Source organism: Streptomyces sp. NPDC037054 (genome assembly GCF_055606745.1).
Map to the genome: position 1 here is coordinate 454,551 of NZ_JBVJSJ010000003.1, position 19,699 is coordinate 474,249.

A 19,699-nucleotide genomic window follows, 5' to 3' on the forward strand; every position below is an offset into this window, starting at 1 on the left:
ATGAACCAGGTTATGGGACGGGACATATGGAGGAGTTAACCGATCACGGCGTGCGGCCGGTGGCCTCCCAGCCCGCGATCAGCGCGCCGAGGGCGTCCGCCCACACCGGCGCGCTGTCCGGCCGTCGCTGAGGCGTCAGCATCCGCAGGTCCACCGCCGCGAGCCCCTCGCACAGCGCGTGGAACTGCCAGGTCGCCTCCCGTACGCTCCGGCCTCCCGTGCCGCCGTGGGCGTGGAGACGGCGGATCCGCTCGTGCAGTGCCTGGAGGGCCTCCGCCCGGGCCGGTGCGAAGCGGCTGCGGATCTCCGGCGGGACGGTGACCTGCTGCTCGAAGGTGACCCGGAACAGCGCGGGGTGGTCCAGCGCCCATTCCCGGAACCCCGACGCCCCCGCCGCGACCAGGTCGGCGGCCGGATCGCCGGTCGTGGGCAGCGCCGCGACCTTGGCCCCCAGCAGGGCGAAACCCCGCACGCCCAGCCCGACGATCAAGGCGTCCTTGGAACCGAGGCTCGTGTAGACGGCCCGCGTCGTCGTCCCCACCGCTTCGGCCAGCCGTCGCACGGTCAGCGCCTCCAGCCCTTCGGCCAGGAGGATTCGCTCCGCGGCGTCCAGCAGCGCTTCGGCCGTCGCGTCGTCGTGCACCCGTTTGCGTCCCATGTCGACAGGATATCGGAACGGTGTTACGTTACGACGTAACGGAATGTCGTGACGCGCACGCGGACGCTCACGCGGGCGACCGCGCGGACGTCTCCGAGGAGGTGCGTGCACCATGGCGACCGCGACCGACCTGGAGACGGGGCTGGCCTACGACATCGAGGGCGCCGGCCCACCCGTCGTCCTCCTGCACGGCATGACCTTCGACCGCCGCACCTGGCGCCCGATCACCGCACAGCTCGGCCCCGACGTCACCGGCATCGCCGTCGACCTCCCGGCCCACGGCGACAGTCCCGCGGACAGCGGGCCGACACGGCTGGAGGGCATCGCCGACCGGGTCCACCGCCTGCTGCGGTCACTGGACGTCGACAAGCCGGTCGTCGTGGGTCACTCGGCGTCCGCCGGGATCGCCTGCCTGTACGCGGCCACATATCCGGCGCGCGGCGTCGTCATGGTCGACCAGACGACGGAGATCCTGCCGGTCGCGCAGATGGTGCACCAGATGGCGCCGATGCTGCGCGGCCCGTCGTTCGACCAGGTGTGGCCGAGGATCGAGTCGAGCCTCGGGCTCGACCTCGTCCCGGAACCCACCCGCACCCTGGTCCTGGACACGCACAGGGTCGAGCAGGACGTGGTACTCGACTACTGGGACCAGGTGTTGAGCACGGACCCGGCCGAACTGCAGGCGTGGATCGACGCGAGGGCGGCGGCCGTCGACGTGCCCTGCCTGGCGGTTCTCGGGCGGCCGGCCACCGACGGGGAGCGGGACGGCTTCCGCCGGATGCGGGACGTGCAGCTCGAACAGTGGGTGGGCGACGGGCACTTCGTGCACCTCGTCGACCCCGAACGGTTCGCGGCCAGGCTCCGCGCCTTCCTCCAGTACTGCACCGCGCACCGGGAACGGCGGGCCTGACAACGGCAGTTCGGCGCGGCGGGCGCCGTTGGTAGATTCACACGTCATGCGATCCCGCGAGTTCGACCGCGACTTCCGTGACCGGGCCACCCGGACCCGGAACCGGGGCATCGGCCTCCTGGCCGTGGCCGGGCCGTCCTCTTCACGAGCGGCACCCTCAGCCGGCGGATGAGTGCCCACGGCGAGGCGATGCGCGAACTGGACCGCATCGCCGACGAACGCGAAGGATCACGGTGAGGGAGATCGGCATGGCAGGCGAGGTCGAGTCGGCCGTCCGGGCGGCCGTCGACGCGGAGTTGCGGCTGCTCGACCCAGAGGTACGTGCCTCGCCGGACCGGGTCCGGGAGCTGCTGCACCCGGAGTTCACCGAGATCGGAGCCTCCGGACGCCGGTGGGACGCGGAGTCGATCCTCACCGTGACGAGCGGCGGCGCCGTCTCCGCGGAGGCCCCGGTCGAGGTGAGCGACATGTCCGGCGTCCTCCTCGCGCCCGGCCTCGTGCACCTGACGTACTTCACCGACCACCAGGGCCGCCACGCATGGCGCAGCTCCCTGTGGCGGCTGACGGACACGGGCTGGCGGCTGTACTTCCACCAGGGCACCCTGGCCCCGTGAACCAGCCCTGATCACCGAGGCCCGCTGCGTATGAACTGGGCTTTTTCTCCGCTTACATGATCCATTTTCGCGTGGCGAAGATCACAAACTGGCTGCTGTATCGTATGTCGCAGATCACAGATCCTCGGGCATAGGATGCACCCAGTCGCGCATGTGAGCCGATTCACATACTCGCGATCCTTGCGGGCGCCTGTGCGTGCGATCCATCGGTCGAGGACGACTGGAAGGAGCTGAGGGGCGTGAACACCTACGCACCCGTGCTCGTGCTCGGCGCCCGCGGGCGGCGATCGCCGTCCTCCCCGTGCGCGTCCCCGCGCACGTCGCGCCGAACAGCCCGACCAGGCAGAACGTAGCGCCCACGAGCACGGCACCGAGCGCTTCTCCCCGAACCCCGATCCCGGGCCCGGTGCCGCCGAGCCAGTGGGAGACCGGAACGGGACCAGAGGACTACGAGGGCTGAGGGGCACCCAATGGGACTCGAAGAAAAGCTGCCGAGCGGCTTCCTGCTGACCACCGTCGAACAGGCCGCGGGCTGGGTGCGCAAGGCGTCCGTCTTCCCCGCGACCTTCGGCCTCGCCTGCTGCGCCTTCGAGATGATGACGGCGGGCGCCGGCCGGTACGACCTCGCGCGCTTCGGCATGGAGGTCTTCCGCGGCTCACCCCGCCAGGCGGACCTGATGATCGTCGCGGGCCGGGTGAGCCAGAAGATGGCCCCGGTCGTGCGGCAGGTCTACGACCAGATGCCCAACCCCAAGTGGGTCATCTCCATGGGCGTTTGCGCCTCCTCGGGCGGCATGTTCAACAACTACGCGATCGTCCAGGGCGTCGACCACATCGTCCCGGTCGACATCTACCTGCCCGGCTGCCCGCCGCGCCCCGAGATGCTGATGGACGCCATCCTCAAGCTCCACGAGAAGATCCGGACCTCCAAGCTCGGGGTCAACGCCGAGGAAGCGGCCCGCGAGGCGGAGGAAGCGGCACTCAAGGCGCTGCCCACGATCGAGATGAAGGGGCTTCTGCGATGAGCGGCGACGACACACTCCCCGCCGCGCGGGAGGCGGCCGGTTCCCGGCCGCACGCCGGCACCCACACAATCACCCGGATTCCGGCTTCGGACCAGCGGAGGTCGTACAGCTGATGACTGCTCCCCACGTGCACGCCACGCCCCCGTCCGGTCCTCGCGAGACGACCGAGGGCACCGTCTACACGGTCACCGGCGGGGACTGGGACGAGGTCGTCCAGTCCGCGTCCCGCGCCGACGACGAGCGCATCGTCGTCAACATGGGCCCCCAGCACCCCTCCACCCACGGCGTGCTCCGGCTGATCCTGGAGATCGACGGCGAGACCGTCACCGAGGCCCGCTGCGGCATCGGCTACCTCCACACCGGCATCGAGAAGAGCGCCGAGTACCGGACGTGGACCCAGGGCACCACCCTGGTGACGCGGATGGACTACCTGTCGTCGTTCTTCAACGAGGCGGTGTACTGCCTCGGCGTGGAGAAGCTGCTGGGCATCGAGGACGACGTCCCCGACCGGGCCTCCGTCATCCGGGTCCTGCTCATGGAGCTCAACCGCATCTCCTCCCACCTCGTGGCCATCGCCACCGGCGGCATGGAGCTCGGCGCGACAACCGTCATGATCTACGGCTTCCGCGACCGCGAAATGATCCTGGACGCCTTCGAGCTGATCACCGGCCTGCGGATGAACCATGCCTTCATCCGGCCCGGCGGACTCGCCCAGGACCTCCCGGCCGGCGCCGTCGACCAGCTGCGCGACCTGGTCAAGACGCTCAAGAAGAACTTCCCGGAGTACGACAAACTCGCCACCGGCAACCCGATCTTCAAGGGCCGCATGCAGGACATCGGCTACCTCGACCTCGCCGGCTGCATGGCCCTCGGCGTCACGGGCCCCATCCTGCGCTCCACCGGCCTGCCCTTCGACCTGCGCAAGAGCGACCCGTACTGCGGCTACGAGACGTACGACTTCGACATCGCGACCGTCGACACCTGCGACGCCTACGGCCGCTTCCTGATCCGGCTGGAGGAGATGCGCCAGTCGCTGCGGATCATCGAGCAGTGCCTCGACCGGCTGGAGCCCGGGCCCGTGATGGTCGGCGACAAGAAGATCGCCTGGCCCGCTCAGCTCGCCCTGGGGCCCGACGGACTCGGCAACTCCCTCGACCACATCAGGGAGATCATGGGCACCTCGATGGAGTCCCTGATCCACCACTTCAAGCTGGTCACCGAGGGCTTCCGGGTCCCGCCGGGGCAGGCGTACACGACGGTCGAGTCGCCCAAGGGCGAACTCGGCGCGCACATCGTCTCCGACGGCGGCACCCGCCCCTACCGGGTCCACTTCCGTGACCCGTCCTTCACCAACTTGCAGGCCCTCGCGGCGATGTGCGAAGGCGGCCAGCTGGCCGACGTCATCGTCGTCGTCGCGTCCATCGACCCCGTACTGGGTGGCGTCGACCGATAACGACCGGATCCTGACGCGCGAGAGGCCGGCCGGCCCGGGCACACCGGGCCGGCCGGCCTCTTTTCGTGCCCCGATCCCCTCGCACCGCCCGTCTTTGCATGTTGCTGCACGGGGCGAGATTTGGCCGGATGTTGTTCCTACAGTCCTGACCTGTCGGGCTGAATCCAAGCAACCCCCACACCCTATTTGGCGTCCTCTCCTTCGTAGAGCGGTGGAAATCCGGAGTTCATCCGGCACGGCCTCCCGCCGTGTCGGGCGGCTGCGGTCAACTGGCGTGAAATGGGCGGAAGTTGGCGCCGTGAGGGCTTCGGTGGTCAGCACTGCCCGGGGCAACATCGGGTATCGGGTTCGGGCGTTGAATCGGCCAGGCAATCGCTTGACGGGTTTTCCGCGGTCGGGCGACACTACTGCTGTTCTTGGCGTCCTCGGTGCGTCGTTGCAAAAAGGAGAGATATGTCGTTGGAGCAACCAGCCGTCCCGACATTGCGAAGCGCCGCCGAGGTTTCCCCAAGCGACCTGCCCGACGTTCTCGGCGGGTTCGACCTCAGTGATCAGGACCGGTTCGGCGACGGATTCCCGCACGAGGTCTTCGCCAGACTCCGGAAGGAAGCGCCCGTCCTGCTGCACCCCCCGGGCCGCACCCGCGACGGCGAGAACTTCTGGGTGCTCTCCCGCTACGCCGACGTGCTGGAGGCCGCGGCCCACCCGCTGCTGTCCTCCCAGGGCGGCGGCGACCGCGAGGGCGGCGGCACCCACCTCGACGATCTGCCCGCCGGCACCTACTCCGGCGCGATGCTCAACATGATGGACGACCCGCGGCACCGCCTGCTGAAGGAACTGGTCACCCCCTCGGTCACCGGTCCGGTCCTCCAGGCGCTGACCCCGACCATCACCGAGCGGGCCGAGGCGATCGTGTCCGAGGTCGTGGAGCGGGGCTCCTGCGACTTCCAGAACGAGGTCGCCGGCCGCTTCTCCGTCGAGGTCGTGGCCGCGCTGATGGGCGTTCCGCGCGAGGACTGGCCCCAGTTCGTCGACTGGACCGAAGTGGTCATGGGCTACGAGGACCGCGAGTCCGGCGAGACGTCCTCGCGCAGCCAGGAAGCGCTGCTGGCCATGTACCAGTACGGAGTGAAACTCCTCGCCGAGAAGCGGGCCGACCCGGCGCAGGACTTCCTCTCCGTCATCGCCACCAGCGACCTGCCCGAGGGCCACGGTGTGGCCCCGCTGCGCGAGTACGAGCGCGAGGTGTTCGTCAACCTGCTGTCCCTGGCCGGCAGCGAACCCACCCGCAACGTCATCGCCGTGGGCCTGCTCGCCCTGGCCGAGCGGCCGGACCAGTGGCAGGCGCTGCGCGCCGACCGGTCCCTGCTGGACAGCGCCATCGAGGAAATGATGCGCTGGTCCACGCCGACGCCGTACAACCGGCGCACCGCCACCGAGGACTTCACGTTCCGGGACACCCAGTTCCGCCGCGGCGACAAGGTGACGCTGTGGTGGGCGTCCGCCAACCGGGACGAGAGCGTCTTCCCGGACGCCATGTCCTTCGACGTGCGCCGCGACCCCAACCCGCACCTCGCCTTCGGCTCGGGGCCGCACAGCTGCCTAGCCGTGGACCTGGCACGCGTCGAACTGCGCGCCCTGTTCAGCGCGTTGCTCGACCGGGTGGCCGAGGTGCGGCTGACCGGGCCCGTGCCGTGGGCCAACAACAGCAAGCACACGGTCGCGCTGAAGGTGCCGGTGGAGTTCGTCCGGGCCTGAACCGGCCCGGTGCGCCGCCGTTCGCGGCGGACGCCGTGCACACGACCGCCGTACGGGGTTCGAGGGACGGCGGTCACCGGGGGGTCGGTGGTCATGGGCAGTGACCACAACAAGCCGCGGTGGGCGGGGTGTTCGCGGGCCGACGCGTGACCGGCCCGCAATCCGCTCCGCCCCCCGGATCTCAGGGCGGGCCGGTGGCGTGCGCCGTCGGCCGGACACGTCGGGTGCGCGCGAGGGCGCGCCCGGCGTCCTGCCCTCGACGGCGCGTGAATCGTCCGTCCGGAGTGCCGGACGGACAGACCTGACGTGCCCTCACCAGTGGGGCGACGTGGAGGGGGAATCCAAGTGGGCAACGCTGCCAACCATGAGCCGGTCGCGGTCGTCGGCCTGGCGTGCCGCCTGCCGGGGGCGGCGAACCCGGCCGCGTACTGGCAGTTGCTCCGCGACGGACGGGACGCCCTGGGCGAACCCGGACCGCGGCGCTGCCACCCCGAAGGCCCCACCGTGCCCCTGCTGCCCTCGGGCGAGCCGGTGCGCGCGGGCTTCCTCGACCAGGTCGACTCGTTCGACGCCGGGTTCTTCGGCATCTCACCGGGCGAGGCCGCCGTACTCGACCCGCAGCAGCGACTGGTGCTCGAACTGGCCTGGGAGGCCTTCGAGGACGCCGGAATCGTCCCGGGCGACGGCCAGGACGGCACCGGACCCGGCACCGGCGTATACGTCGGCGCCACCTACGACGACTACGCCGCGCTGCGCGGCACACGACTGAGCCCGCACACGGCCACCGGCCGCAACCGCGCCATGATCGCCAACCGCGTGTCCTACACCCTGGGCCTGCGCGGACCGAGCCTCGTGGTGGACACCGCCCAGTCCTCCGCGCTGGTCGCCGTGCACCTGGCCTGCCGGGCGCTGGCGGCGGGGGAGTGCACCGTGGCGCTCGCCGGCGGCGTCAACCTGAACCTCACCCAGGACGGCTACGACATCACGCGGGCGCTCGGCGCGATCTCACCCGACGGCCGCTGCCACACCTTCGACGCGCGGGCCAACGGGTTCGTGCGCGGCGAGGGCGGCGCCGTGCTGGTCCTCAAGCCGCTGTCCGCCGCGCTGGCCGACGGCGACACGGTGCACGCCGTGATCCGCGGCACCGCCACCAACAACGACGGCGGCGGCGACTCCCTGACCGCACCCCGCCAGGAGGCGCAGCAGGAGGTGCTGCGGCTGGCCTGCGAGGCGGCCGGCGTCTCCCCGGCCGACCTGAGCTATGTCGAACTGCACGGCACCGGAACGCCGTTGGGCGACCCCGTCGAAGCCGCGGCGCTCGGCGCGGTGGCCCGGCGCGAACGGCCGCTGCTGGTCGGCTCCGTGAAGACGAACATCGGACACCTGGAGGGCGCGGCCGGGATCGCCGGCCTCATGAAGACCGTGCTGTGCCTGTCCCGCCGGGAACTGGTGCCCAGCCTGAACTTCACCACCCCCAATCCGCGCATCCCGCTGGACGAGCTGGGACTGCGCGTCGTCACCGAGAGCGGCCCGTGGCCCGCCGTGGACGGCCCGCTGCTGGCCGGGGTGAGCTCCTTCGGCATGGGCGGCGCCAACTGCCACGTCGTCCTCGCCGAACCCCCCGCCCCCGTGGACGCGTCCGCGCCCGCCGTCGTGGCGGCGGCGGACGGTGAGGCCGGGCAGTACGACGGACCGGTGCTGGTGCCGCTGTCCGCACGCGCCCCGAAGGCACTGACCGAACTGGCGGCCCTGCTGGGCGAGTCGATGGCCTCACCGGTGGACCTCGCCCACTCCCTGGCCACCACGCGCAGCCCCCTGGAACGCCGGGCGGTCCTGGTCGCCGACCACGCCGACGAGGTGCCGGGCCTGCTGGAGGCACTGGCCGCGGACGCGCCGAACGCGCGCGTGGTGCGCGGCACGGCCGTCGAGGGACGCACGGTGTTCCTGTTCGCCGGCCAGGGCAACCAACGGCCGGGCATGGGGCGCGAGATCTACCGCCGCCACCCGGTGTACGCCGCGGCGCTCGACGAGATCGCCGAGGAGATGCGGGCGCACCTGCCGCGGCCCCTCCTGGACGTGATGTTCGCCGAGGAGGGCTCGGCGGACGCGGCACTGCTCGACGACTCGGCGTACACGCAGCCCGCGCTGTTCGCCGTCCAGGTCGCGCTGTTCCGGCTCGTGGAGAGCTGGGGCATCACCCCGGACGCGGTGCTCGGCCACTCCTTCGGCGAACTGGCCGCCCTGCACGTCGCCGGGGCGATGCCGCTCGCCGACGCCTGCGCCCTGGTCGCCACCCGCGGCCGCCTCATGAGCGACCTCCCGCCCGGCGGGGCGATGGTGGTCGTCGAGGCGTCCGAGGCGGAACTGCTGCCGGACGTCGAGGCGTCCGGCGGCCTCGTGTCGATCGCCGCCCTCAACGGCCCCACCACCACGGTGCTTTCCGGAGACGTCGACGCCACGCAGGCGCTCGCCGCCCGCTGGGCCGAACAGGGCCGGCGCACCCGGCACATGCCGATCCCGCTGGCCGCGCACTCGTCGTACGTGGACGGCATCCTGAACGGGATGCGGGAGGCCGCCGACCGGGTCGACTGGCAGCAGCCGCACCTGCCGGTCCTGTCCTCGCTGACCGGCGCCGAACTGGAGTTCCCCGGTCTCGACTGGCCCGGGTTCTGGGCCCGGCACACGCGCGAGACGGTGCGCTTCGCCGACGCGATCGCCACGGCCTGCGCGCACGGCGCGCGCACCTTCCTGGAACTGGGACCCGACGGGACCCTGTCCGCCATGGGCCCGGGCAACGCACCCGAGGACGTGGCGTTCGTCCCCGCCATGACCGGCGGGGAACGCCCGGACCTGCGGTCCCTGCTCACCGCTGTGGCCCGCGTCCACGTGCGGGGCGTCCCCGTGGACTGGACACGGTTCCACGCCGGATCCGGGGCGCGGCGCGTCCCGCTGCCCACCTACCCGTTCCAGCGGCGGCGGCACTGGATCGCCGGGGTGACCGCCACCGGCGCCGCGACACCCGCCGTGGCCGACGCGCCGACGACCGAACTGCCGGCGGGCCCGGAACCGAAGCTCGCCGGGCTGCCCGCCGCCGAGCGTGAGCAGGCGGTGCGCGCACTGGTGCGCGCCGAGGTGGCCGCCGCCCTGGAACTGGACTCGCCCGACGAACTGGACGCGCGCCGCCCCTTCAAGGACCTGGGCTTCCGCTCGCTGATGGCGGTGGAACTGGGGCAGCGGCTCGCCGAGGCGACCGGGCTGCGCCTGCCCGCCACCGTCGTGCTGGACCACCCGACCCCCGAACGGCTCACCGAGCACCTCGTCGGCCGGCTGGCCACCGGCACCCCCACGGCCTCCGCGGCCACGACGGCGGCGCCCACCGCCGAACCGATCGCCATCGTCGGCATGGCCTGCCGGTTCCCCGGCGGCGTCGGCTCGCCCGAAGACCTCTGGGACCTCGTGGCGTCCGGCGGCGACGCCATCGGCGCGTTCCCCACCGACCGCGGCTGGGACCTGGACCGGCTCTTCGACGCGGACCCCGACCGGCCCGGCCGCAGCTACGCGCGCACCGGCGGCTTCCTGTACGGGGCCGCGGAGTTCGACGCCGGGCTGTTCGGCATCTCGCCCCGCGAGGCGACGGCCATGGACCCGCAGCAGCGGCTGCTGCTGGAGACCTCGTGGGAAGCCCTGGAGCGGGCCGGCATCGACCCGCTGTCCCTGCGGAACACCAGGACCGGAGTGTTCGCCGGGGTCATGGCACAGGACTACGGCCCCCGCATGCACGAGGGCGCCCCCGGCCTCGACGGGTACGTGCTGACCGGCACCACGGCCAGCGTCGCCTCCGGCCGCATCGCCTACAGCCTGGGACTGCGGGGACCCGCGGTCACCGTGGACACGGCGTGCTCCTCGTCGCTCGTGGCGCTGCACCTGGCGGCGCAGGCGCTGCGCGCGGGGGAGTGCTCCCTCGCGCTGGCCGGCGGCGTGACGGTGATGTCCACGCCCGGCATCTTCGTGGAGTTCTCCCGGCAGCGCGGGCTGTCGCCCGACGGGCGGTGCAAGTCGTTCGCCGCCGCGGCCGACGGCACCGGCTGGGCGGAGGGCGCCGCACAACTCGTCCTGGAGCGGCTGTCCGACGCGCGCGCCAACGGCCATCCGGTGCTCGCTGTGCTGCGCGGCTCGGCGGTGAACCAGGACGGCGCCTCCAACGGCCTCACCGCGCCCAACGGACCCTCCCAGGAAGAGGTCATCCGCACCGCGCTCACCGCCGCCGGCCTGACCACCTCCGACGTCGACCTCGTCGAGGCCCACGGCACCGGCACCACGCTCGGCGACCCCATCGAGGCCGAGGCCCTGCTGGCCACCTACGGCCGCGACCGCGCCGGCGAACCCGTGTGGCTGGGGTCCCTCAAGTCCAACATCGGCCACACCCAGGCGGCGGCCGGCGTCGCCGGCGTGATCAAGGTGGTGCAGGCACTGCGGCACGGGGAACTGCCGCGCACCCTGCACGTGGACGAACCCTCGCCCTACGTGGACTGGTCGGCGGGCGGGGTACGGCTGCTCACCGAGGCCCGGCCCTGGCCGGACGCCGGACGCCCGCGCCGCGCGGCGGTGTCCTCCTTCGGCATCAGCGGCACCAACGCGCACGTCGTCGTAGAACAGGCACCCGAACCGGCCGAAGCCGCGGGCGAAGCGGTGACCGTGCCCGCCGAGACCACGGGCGAGCCGGCGACGGAGCCGGACGTGGCGGACACCGGCCGCTCCTTCCGCTCCGGGCCGGTACACGTGCCGGTGCCGGTCGTGGTGTCCGGGCACTCCCCGGCCGCGCTGCGCGCGCAGGCGGAGCGCCTGGCCGCGCACCTGGAGAGGCAGCCCGCGACACCCCTGGCGGACATCGCCCGCGCGACCGCCACCACCCGTGCCGCGCTGGCACACCGCGCCGTCCTCACCGCCACGGACCACGCGGACCTCGTCCGGGGCCTGCGCACCCTGGCCGCCGACGACGAGACACCCGGCCTGGTCCGCGGCGTGGCCGATGTGGACGGCCGCACGGTGTTCGTGTTCCCCGGCCAGGGCGCGCAGTGGGCGGGCATGGCGGTGGAACTGCTCGATTCCTCGCCGGTGTTCGCGGCCCGCATGGGCGAATGCGCGGACGCGCTGGGCGAGTTCGTGGACTGGTCGCTGCTGGGTGTGCTGCGGGGTGAGGCGGGTCAGCCGTCTCTGGACCGTGTGGATGTGGTGCAGCCGGTGTCGTTCGCGGTGATGGTGTCGCTGGCGGCGCTGTGGCGGTCGTTCGGTGTCGAACCCGACGCGGTCGTCGGTCACTCGCAGGGCGAGATCGCCGCGGCGTGTGTCGCGGGGGCGCTGACCCTGCGCGACGCGGCCAAGGTGAGCGCGCTGCGCAGCGCCGCGCTGAGCGCGTTGTCCGGCGGCGGCGGAATGCTGTCGGTCGCCCTGCCCGTCACCGAACTCCGGCCGCGACTGGCCGACGTGGACGGGCAGGTGTCCGTGGCCGCCGTCAACGGGCCGGCCGCCGTGGTGCTCTCCGGCGAACCCGGACCGCTCCGGGACCTCGCCGACGAGCTGACCGCCGACGGCGTCCGCGCCCGGCTCGTCCCGGTCGACTACGCCTCGCACTCCCCGCAGGTGGAACGGATCCGCACCGACCTCCTGGACCGGCTCGCGGGCCTGCAACCCCGCACCGCCGGGATCCCGTTCTACTCCACCGTCACCGGCGAGCGGCTGGACACCGCCGTCATGGACGCCGAGTACTGGTACCGGAACCTGCGCGACACCGTCCGGTTCGAGGAGACCGTGCGCGAGTTGGACCGCGCCGGACACCGCGTGTACGTGGAGGCGAGCCCGCACCCGATCCTCACCGCCGCCGTGCAGGACACCGTCGAGTCGGCCGGCAGCACGGCCGTCGTGGTCGGCTCACTGCGCCGCGACCAGGGCGGCCCCGAACGGTTCCTGCTGTCGCTGGCCGAGGCCCACGTGCGCGGCGTCGCCGTGGACTGGACCGCCGCGCTCGGCGCCGCCGGACAGCGGGCGGAACTGCCCACCTACGCCTTCCAGCGCGAGCGCTACTGGCTGTCCACCCCCGAGGCCGGCTCGGACCCGGCCGGGCTCGGGCTCGACGCCACCGCGCACCCCCTCCTGGGCGCCGCCGCACCCGTGGCCTCCACCGGCGAACTCCTGCTGACCGGAGAGCTGTCCCGGCAGCGCCAGCCCTGGCTGGCCGACCACGCCGTCTTCGGCACCGCCGTACTGCCCGGCGCCGCCTTCGTCGAACTGGCGGTGCGCGCCGGCGACGAGGCCGGCTGCGCGGCACTGGAGGAACTCACCCTGCACGCACCGCTGTTGCTGCCCGAGCGCGGCGGCGTCGCGGTACAGGTGGTGCTCGGTGCGCCGGGCGAGGACGGCGGCCGGACCGTGGACGTGTACTCACGGCAGGGCGGCGGCAGCCCTGACTGGACGCACCACGCCACGGGAAGGCTCGGCGCGACCTCCGCGCCCGCCCCCGCGCCCGGCCCCTGGCTGCCGAGGGGCGCCGTCCCGGTCGAGCCCGCCGACCGCTACCCGGCGCTGGCCCGCCTCGGCTACGACTACGGGCCGGTGTTCCAGGGCCTCGGCCGGCTCTGGCGGCACGGCGAGGACCTGTTCGCCGAAGTCGCCCTGCCCGAACCGGCGGCGGAACAGGCGGCGGCCTTCGGCCTGCACCCGGCGCTCCTGGACGCCGCGCTGCACGCCGTCGTCCCCACCGACCCGGCCGACACGACCGTACTGCCGTTCGCCTTCAGCGGCGTCCGGCTGTACCGCTCCGGAGCAGCCGCCGCCCGCGTGCGCCTGCGCCCGGCGGCCGGTGGGGCCGTGTCGATCACCATGACCGACAGCGAGGACCAGCCCGTCCTGGTGATCGACTCGCTGGCCTTCCGCCCGGTCACCGCCGAGCACCTCGCCGCCGGCCGCCGGGACCACCTCTACCGCACCGACTGGATCCCGTCGGCGGCCCCCACGCAGGACGGCGCGTGGACCCTGCTCGCGGGCCCGGACGCCCTGGCAGGGCCGGCCGGACCGGCCGATCAGGTGCCCGCCGCGGTCGGCGTCGAGGTCGCCGGGGTGTACGACGCCCTGACGGTGGCCCAACGCTGGCTGGCCGACGAGCGGTTCGCCGACTCCACGCTGGTGGTGCTCACCCGGGGCGCGGTCGCCACCGGGCCGGAGGAGCAGCCCCCGGTGGACCCGGACGCCGCGGCCGTGTGGGGCCTCGTGCGCAGCGCGCAGACGGAGAACCCGGACCGCTTCGTGCTGGCGGACACGGACGGGCACCCGGCGTCCGAGGCACTGCTGCCCCGCCTGGCCGCGACCGGTGAGCCGCAAGTGGCCCTGCGGGCGGGCAAGGTGCTCGTGCCCCGGTTGGTGCGGGTGACGGACGCGGTGGGGGAGACGCCCTGGTCGGCTGAGGACCGGGTGCTGGTCACCGGGGCGAGTGGTGCGCTGGGTCAATTGGTGGCGCGGCACTTGGTGGAGCGTCACGGGGTGGGTGGCCTGGTGCTGGCGTCCCGTCGTGGTGACGAGGCGCCCGGTATGGCCGAGTTGGCGGGTGTGCTGCGTGAGCGGGGCGCCGAGGTGGCGGTCGTGGCGTGCGACGTGGCCGACCGGGAGGCCGTGGCCGCGCTGCTGGCCGCGCATCCCGTGACGGCCGTGGTGCACGCGGCCGGCATCCTCGACGACGGCGTGCTCGCCGCGCTCACCCCCGAACGGGTCGCCGAGGTGCTCCGCGCGAAGGCGGACGGCGCGCGCTGGCTCGACGAGCTGACCCGCGAGCGGGACCTCACCGCGTTCGTGCTGTTCTCCTCGGTGGCCGGAACCCTCGGCAACGCCGGGCAGGCCGCATACGCGGCGGCCAACGCGGCGCTCGACGCCCTGGCCGTGCGGCGCCGCTCCGACGGGCTGCCCGCCACCTCCATTGCCTGGGGCCTGTGGGCCGAGAGCAGCGGCATGACCGAGCAGATGGCCGACACCGACCGGGCCCGGCTGGCCCGCGCGGGCGTGCTGCCGCTGGACTCCGGCACCGGCCTCGACCTGCTCGACGCGGCCACCGCCCTCGACGACCCCACTCCGCTGGCCGCCCGGCTCGATCCGGCGGCGCTGCGCGAGCGGGCCGCCGAGGGCGTGCTGTCGCCGGTGCTGCGCGCACTGGTGCCGGTGGTGCGCCGCGCCGCCGCCGCGGACGGCCCGGCGACGGACGGCGCCGACGGGCTGCGCCGACGGCTGACCGAGCAGGAACCCCTGCGCGTCCTCCAGGAGTTGGTGCTCGCCCAGGCGGCCGTCGTGCTCGGCCACTCCGACCCGGGCGGGCTGTCGCCCAACCGGCCGTTCAAGGACATCGGCTTCGACTCGCTGACCGCCGTGGAACTGCGCAACCGGCTGAGCCGGGCCACCGGGGTCCGACTCCCCGCGACGCTCGTGTTCGACCACCCCACCCCGGCCGCGCTGGCCGCGTACCTGCGCGGCGAACTCGTCGGCGACACGGCCCCCGCGACCCCGGCCGCCACCCCGGCGGTCGCCTCGACCGGCGACGAACCGATCGCGATCGTCGGCATGGCCTGCCGCTTCCCGGGCGGGGTCGCCTCACCCGAGGACCTGTGGGACCTGGTGGCCTCCGGCGGCGACGCCATCGGCGGCTTCCCCACCGACCGCGGCTGGGACGTGACCGGCCTGTACGACCCCGACCCGGACCGGGCCGGCCGCTCGTACACCCGGCACGGCGGCTTCCTCTACGACGCGGGCCGGTTCGACGCCGGGCTGTTCGGGATCTCGCCCCGTGAGGCGCTCGCCATGGACCCGCAGCAGCGGCTGCTGCTGGAGACCGCCTGGGAAACATTGGAGCGGGCGGGCATCGACCCGACGTCCTTGCGCGGCAGCCAGACCGGCGTGTTCACCGGTGTGATGTACCACGACTACGCCACCACCCTGCGCGAACTGCCCGAGGGCGTCGAGGGACACCTCCTCACCGGCACCGCGGCGAGCGTCGCCTCCGGCCGGGTCGCCTACACCCTCGGTCTCCAGGGCCCCGCGGTCACGGTGGACACGGCCTGCTCCTCCTCGCTCGTGGCACTGCACCTCGCGGCGCAGGCGCTGCGCTCCGGCGAGTGCTCGCTGGCGCTGGCCGGCGGCGTGACGGTGATGGCCGAGCCGACGACGTTCACCGCGTTCTCCCGGCAGCGCGGACTCGCCCCCGACGGGCGCTGCAAGTCCTTCGCCGAGGGCGCCGACGGCACCGGCTGGGCCGAGGGCGTCGGCCTGCTGCTCCTCGAACCACTCTCCGCCGCGCGCGCCAACGGCCACCGCGTCCTCGCCGTGCTGCGCGGCTCGGCGGTCAACCAGGACGGCGCGTCCAACGGCCTGACCGCGCCCAACGGCCCCTCGCAGGAACGCGTCATCCGCTCCGCGCTGGCCGCCGCCGGGCTCTCCCCGCGTGACGTCGACGCGGTCGAGGGCCACGGCACCGGCACCCCGCTCGGCGACCCGATCGAGGCGCAGGCGCTCCTGGCCACCTACGGCCGCGACCGCGACGGCGACCCGCTGTGGCTCGGGTCGGTCAAGTCCAACATCGGGCACGCGCAGGCCGCCGCGGGCGTGGCCGGCCTGATCAAGATGGTGCAGGCCCTGCGGCACGGAACGCTGCCCCGCACCCTGCACGCCACGGAGCCGTCGACCCACGTGGACTGGGCGTCCGGCGAGGTGCGGCTCCTCACCGAGGCCCGGCCCTGGCCGGACACCGGCCGACCGCGCCGTGCCGCGGTGTCGTCGTTCGGCATCAGCGGCACCAACGCCCACGTCATCATCGAGCAGGCGGACACCGAACCCGCGACGGCCGGACCCGCGACGGCCGGACCCGAGACCGCCGTGCCCGAAGCGGCGGGGCCCGAAGCCGGGCCCGAAACGGCAGGTCCCGAGACCGGGTCCGAAACCGCCGGTGCCGGTACGCCGCAGCCCGGCACCGTGCCCCGGCCGCTGCCCGTCGCGCTGTCCGGCCAGACCGAGGACGCCCTGCGCGAGCAGGCCGCGCGACTCGCCGCGCACCTCGACGGCCGGCCCGACAGCAGGCTGCTCGACGTCGCCTGGTCCAGCGTGACGGCCCGGGCCGCACTGGAGCACCGCGCGGTCGTCCTCGCCACCGACTCGGAGGAACTGGGCGCACGACTCAGGGACTTGGCCGAGGGGCGGGAAACCCCCGGCGTCGTGCGCGGCGTCGCGGCCGACACCGCGCGCCGGGTGGCGTTCGTGTTCCCCGGACAGGGCGCCCAGTGGCCCGGCATGGCACTCGAACTCCTCGCGACCTCCCCGGTGTTCGCCGCCCGGCTCGCCGAGTGCGCCGCCGCGATCGAGACGCACGTCGACTGGTCGGTGCTCGACGTCCTGCGCGGCACCCCGGGCGCCCCCTCGCTGGAACGCGTGGACGTCGTACAGCCGGTGACCTTCGCGGTCAACGTGTCGCTGGCCGCGCTGTGGCGCGCCCACGGCGTCGAACCGGACGTCGTCATCGGCCACTCGCAGGGCGAGATCGCCGCCGCCTGCGTCGCCGGGGCGCTGACCCTGGCCGACGCCGCCGCGGTCGTGTGCCTGCGCAGCCGGGCGCTCACCGAACTGTCCGGCAAGGGCGGCATGATGTCCGTCGCGCTGCCCGCCGAAGAAGTCCGGGCCATGTTCACCGACGACCGGCTGGGCGTCGCCGCGATCAACAGCCCCACCTCCACCGTCGTCTCCGGCGACCCGACCGCCCTGGAGGAACTCCGGTCCGCCTGCGAGGCGCGCGGCGCACGGGCCCGGCTCATCGCCGTCGACTACGCCTCGCACTCCACCCACGTCACCGCCGTCAAGGACACCCTGGCCCGGCTGCTCGCCGGAATCACCCCACAGGACGCGGGGGTCGAGCTGTACTCCACGGTCACCGGGCAGCGCCTCGACACCCGCGAACTCACCGGCGACTACTGGTACACCAACCTGCGGCAGACCGTGCGGTTCGCCGACGCCGTGCGCGCCGCGCTGGACGCAGGCATCGGCACCTTCCTCGAAATCGGCCCCCACCCCGTCGTCGCCCCGGGCGTACAGGAGACCGTGGACGCGGCCGGGGCACGAGCCGACGTCCTGTCCACCCTGCGCCGCGACGACGGCGGCTGGCCCCGCTTCGCCCAGTCGCTCGCCGAGGCCCACGTCCGCGGCACCGGGGTCCGGCTGGCGGAGGTCTTCGCCGGCACCGGCGCGCGGACCGTGGACCTGCCCACGTACGCCTTCCAGCACCGCTGGTACTGGCTCGCCGAGCAGGCCGGCTCCCGCTCCGACACGTGGCGCTACCGCGTCGAGTGGCGCCCCGCGGGCACGCCGACGAGCACCCGGCCGCACGGCGAGTGGCTCGCCCTGGTGCCCGCCTCCGGCGCGGACCACGACTGGCTGAAGACCCTCACCAGCGGCCTCCCGGTACGCGTCCTCACCGTCGACACCGAGGACGCCGACCGCGCCGAACTGACCGGACGGCTCCGCCGCGCCCTCGCCGAACACACCCCGCGCGGCGTGCTGTCCCTGCTGGCCGCCGACCGCCGCCCGCACCCGAGGCACCCCGTCGTGCCCACCGGAGTGGCCGCCACCCTCGCCGTCGTCCACGCACTGGGCGACCTGGCCGCCGACCTGCCGCTGTGGCTGGTCACCTCCGGCGCGGTGAGCACCGGCACCACCGACCCGGTGCGCGAACCGGCCGCGGCACAGGTGTGGGGCCTCGGCCGCGTCGCGATGCTCGAACACCCCGCGTTCTGGGGCGGCCTGGTGGACCTGCCCGCCGAACTCGACGACACCGCGCTGGAACAGCTGCGCGGTGTGCTCGCCGGCGGCTGGGGCGACGAGGACCAACTCGCCGTACGCGGAACCGGCACCCTGCTGCGACGACTCGTGCACGCCCCGCCCACCGGCGGCGCGACCGGCGCCTGGCAGGCGAGGGACACCGCGATCGTGACCGGCGGCACCGGCGCCATCGGCCCGGAGGCCGCCCGCTGGCTGGCCGGACTCGGCGCCCGGCACGTGGTGCTGGTCAGCCGCAGCGGCGCGAACGCCGACGGCGTCGCCGAACTGGCGGCCGAACTCGACGCGCTCGGCGTACGCCTGTCCGCACGGGCCTGCGACATCGGGGACCGCGACGCGGTGGCGGCACTCCTGGCCGGACTGCGCGAGGAGGGCGAGGTGGTGCGCACCGTGCTGCACGCCGCCGCGCTCATGCGCCTGGCGCCCCTGCCCGACACCGACCTCGCCGAGTACGCCGACGTCCTCACCGCCAAGGTCGAGGGCGCCCGGCACCTCGTCGAACTCCTCGACCCCGCCGAACTGGACGCGCTGGTCTTCTACTCGTCCATCGCCGGAGTGTGGGGCAGCGGCGACCACGGCGCCTACGCAGCGGCCAACGCCGAACTGGACGCGATCGCCGAACAGGCCCGCGCGGCCGGACTGCCGGTGACCTCGGTGGCCTGGGGCGTGTGGGACGGCGCCCGCTTCCCCGACGGCGTCGACGCGGACCAACTGCGCCGCCAGGGACTGCCGTTGATCGCCCCCGGACCCGCGCTGGACGCGCTGCGCACCATCCTGGAACGCGCCGAGACCGGCATGTCGGTGGCAGACGTCGAATGGGCGAGGTTCATCCCGCTGTTCACCTCGGCCCGCAGCAGGCCGCTGTTCGCCGAGATCCCCGAGGCACGGCGCGCGCTGAGCGGCACCGGGGACACGCGGCAGGAGCAGCCGTCCGGTTCGGCCTGGGCGCAGCGGCTCGCCGGACTGTCGGACACCGAACGCCGCGGCGCCCTGCTCAAGCTGGTGCGCGAGCAGGCCGCCGTGGTGCTCGGCCACACCGGCGTGACGGAGATCGGACCCGACCGGGCGTTCCGCGACCTCGGCTACGACTCGCTGACCGGAATGGAACTGCGCAACCGGCTCGCCGCGGCCACCGGCCTGACCCTGCCGGCCGCGCTGGTCTTCGACCACCCCACCCCCGCCGCCATGGCCGAGTACCTCCGCACCCGCCTGGCCCCCGCCGAACCGCCCGTCCTCGCGGAACTGGACCGGCTCTCCGAGCGACTGGCCACGACGGACGTCGCAGCGGAGCGGGATGAGATCGAACGGCGGCTGCGGGCGATGCTGTCGCTGGTCGGCGCGGACGACGATGACTTCGACCCCACCTCCAACGAGGACATCTACGACCTCATCGACCGTGAGCTCGGGGAGAGCTGAGAGGGAATTGGA

The 19,699-nt window shown here is 73.7% G+C and carries 7 protein-coding genes; 6 read left to right on the forward strand and 1 reads right to left on the reverse strand.

The features are described 5' to 3' along the window. Positions 1-43: 43 nt before the first annotated feature. On the reverse strand, positions 44-658 hold the full coding sequence (locus tag ACZ7D7_RS10390) for a TetR/AcrR family transcriptional regulator (RefSeq protein WP_470823588.1): 615 nt from the start codon (positions 656-658) through the stop codon (positions 44-46). 112 nt (positions 659-770) lie between these two features. On the opposite strand from ACZ7D7_RS10390, the gene ACZ7D7_RS10395 reads away from it, so the two are divergent. The 6 genes from ACZ7D7_RS10395 (at position 771) to ACZ7D7_RS10420 (ending at position 19,687) form a co-directional block, all read left to right on the forward strand. Continuing rightward, positions 771-1,568 (forward strand): alpha/beta fold hydrolase, encoded by a 798-nt coding sequence (locus ACZ7D7_RS10395; RefSeq protein ID WP_470823589.1) that lies wholly within the window; start codon positions 771-773, stop codon positions 1,566-1,568. Between the two features lie 248 nt (positions 1,569-1,816). After that, positions 1,817-2,182 (forward strand): nuclear transport factor 2 family protein, encoded by a 366-nt coding sequence (locus tag ACZ7D7_RS10400; RefSeq protein WP_470823590.1) that lies wholly within the window; start codon positions 1,817-1,819, stop codon positions 2,180-2,182. A gap of 470 nt (positions 2,183-2,652) precedes the next feature. After that, the gene (locus ACZ7D7_RS10405; protein ID WP_470822235.1) at positions 2,653-3,207 is read left to right on the forward strand and encodes a NuoB/complex I 20 kDa subunit family protein; all 555 of its coding nucleotides are present in this window, start codon (positions 2,653-2,655) and stop codon (positions 3,205-3,207) included. A gap of 112 nt (positions 3,208-3,319) precedes the next feature. Continuing rightward, on the forward strand, positions 3,320-4,660 hold the full coding sequence (locus ACZ7D7_RS10410) for an NADH-quinone oxidoreductase subunit D (protein ID WP_470823591.1): 1,341 nt from the start codon (positions 3,320-3,322) through the stop codon (positions 4,658-4,660). Between the two features lie 459 nt (positions 4,661-5,119). After that, positions 5,120-6,418 (forward strand): cytochrome P450, encoded by a 1,299-nt coding sequence (locus tag ACZ7D7_RS10415; RefSeq protein WP_470823592.1) that lies wholly within the window; start codon positions 5,120-5,122, stop codon positions 6,416-6,418. Between the two features lie 345 nt (positions 6,419-6,763). Beyond that, positions 6,764-19,687, forward strand: coding sequence for an SDR family NAD(P)-dependent oxidoreductase (locus tag ACZ7D7_RS10420; protein WP_470823593.1), 12,924 nt, complete (start codon positions 6,764-6,766; stop codon positions 19,685-19,687). The last annotated feature ends 12 nt before the right edge of the window (positions 19,688-19,699 follow it).

Excerpts from the sequence above, each read along its gene's own strand:
- ACZ7D7_RS10405 (WP_470822235.1), top strand. The coding sequence starts at position 2,653 with ATGGGACTCGAAGAAAAGCTGCCGAGCGGCTTCCTGCTGACCACCGTC.
- ACZ7D7_RS10395 (WP_470823589.1), top strand. The coding sequence starts at position 771 with ATGGCGACCGCGACCGACCTGGAGACGGGGCTGGCCTACGACATCGAG.
- ACZ7D7_RS10390 (WP_470823588.1), bottom strand. The coding sequence starts at position 658 with ATGGGACGCAAACGGGTGCACGACGACGCGACGGCCGAAGCGCTGCTG.
- ACZ7D7_RS10410 (WP_470823591.1), top strand. The coding sequence starts at position 3,320 with ATGACTGCTCCCCACGTGCACGCCACGCCCCCGTCCGGTCCTCGCGAG.
- ACZ7D7_RS10400 (WP_470823590.1), top strand. The coding sequence starts at position 1,817 with ATGGCAGGCGAGGTCGAGTCGGCCGTCCGGGCGGCCGTCGACGCGGAG.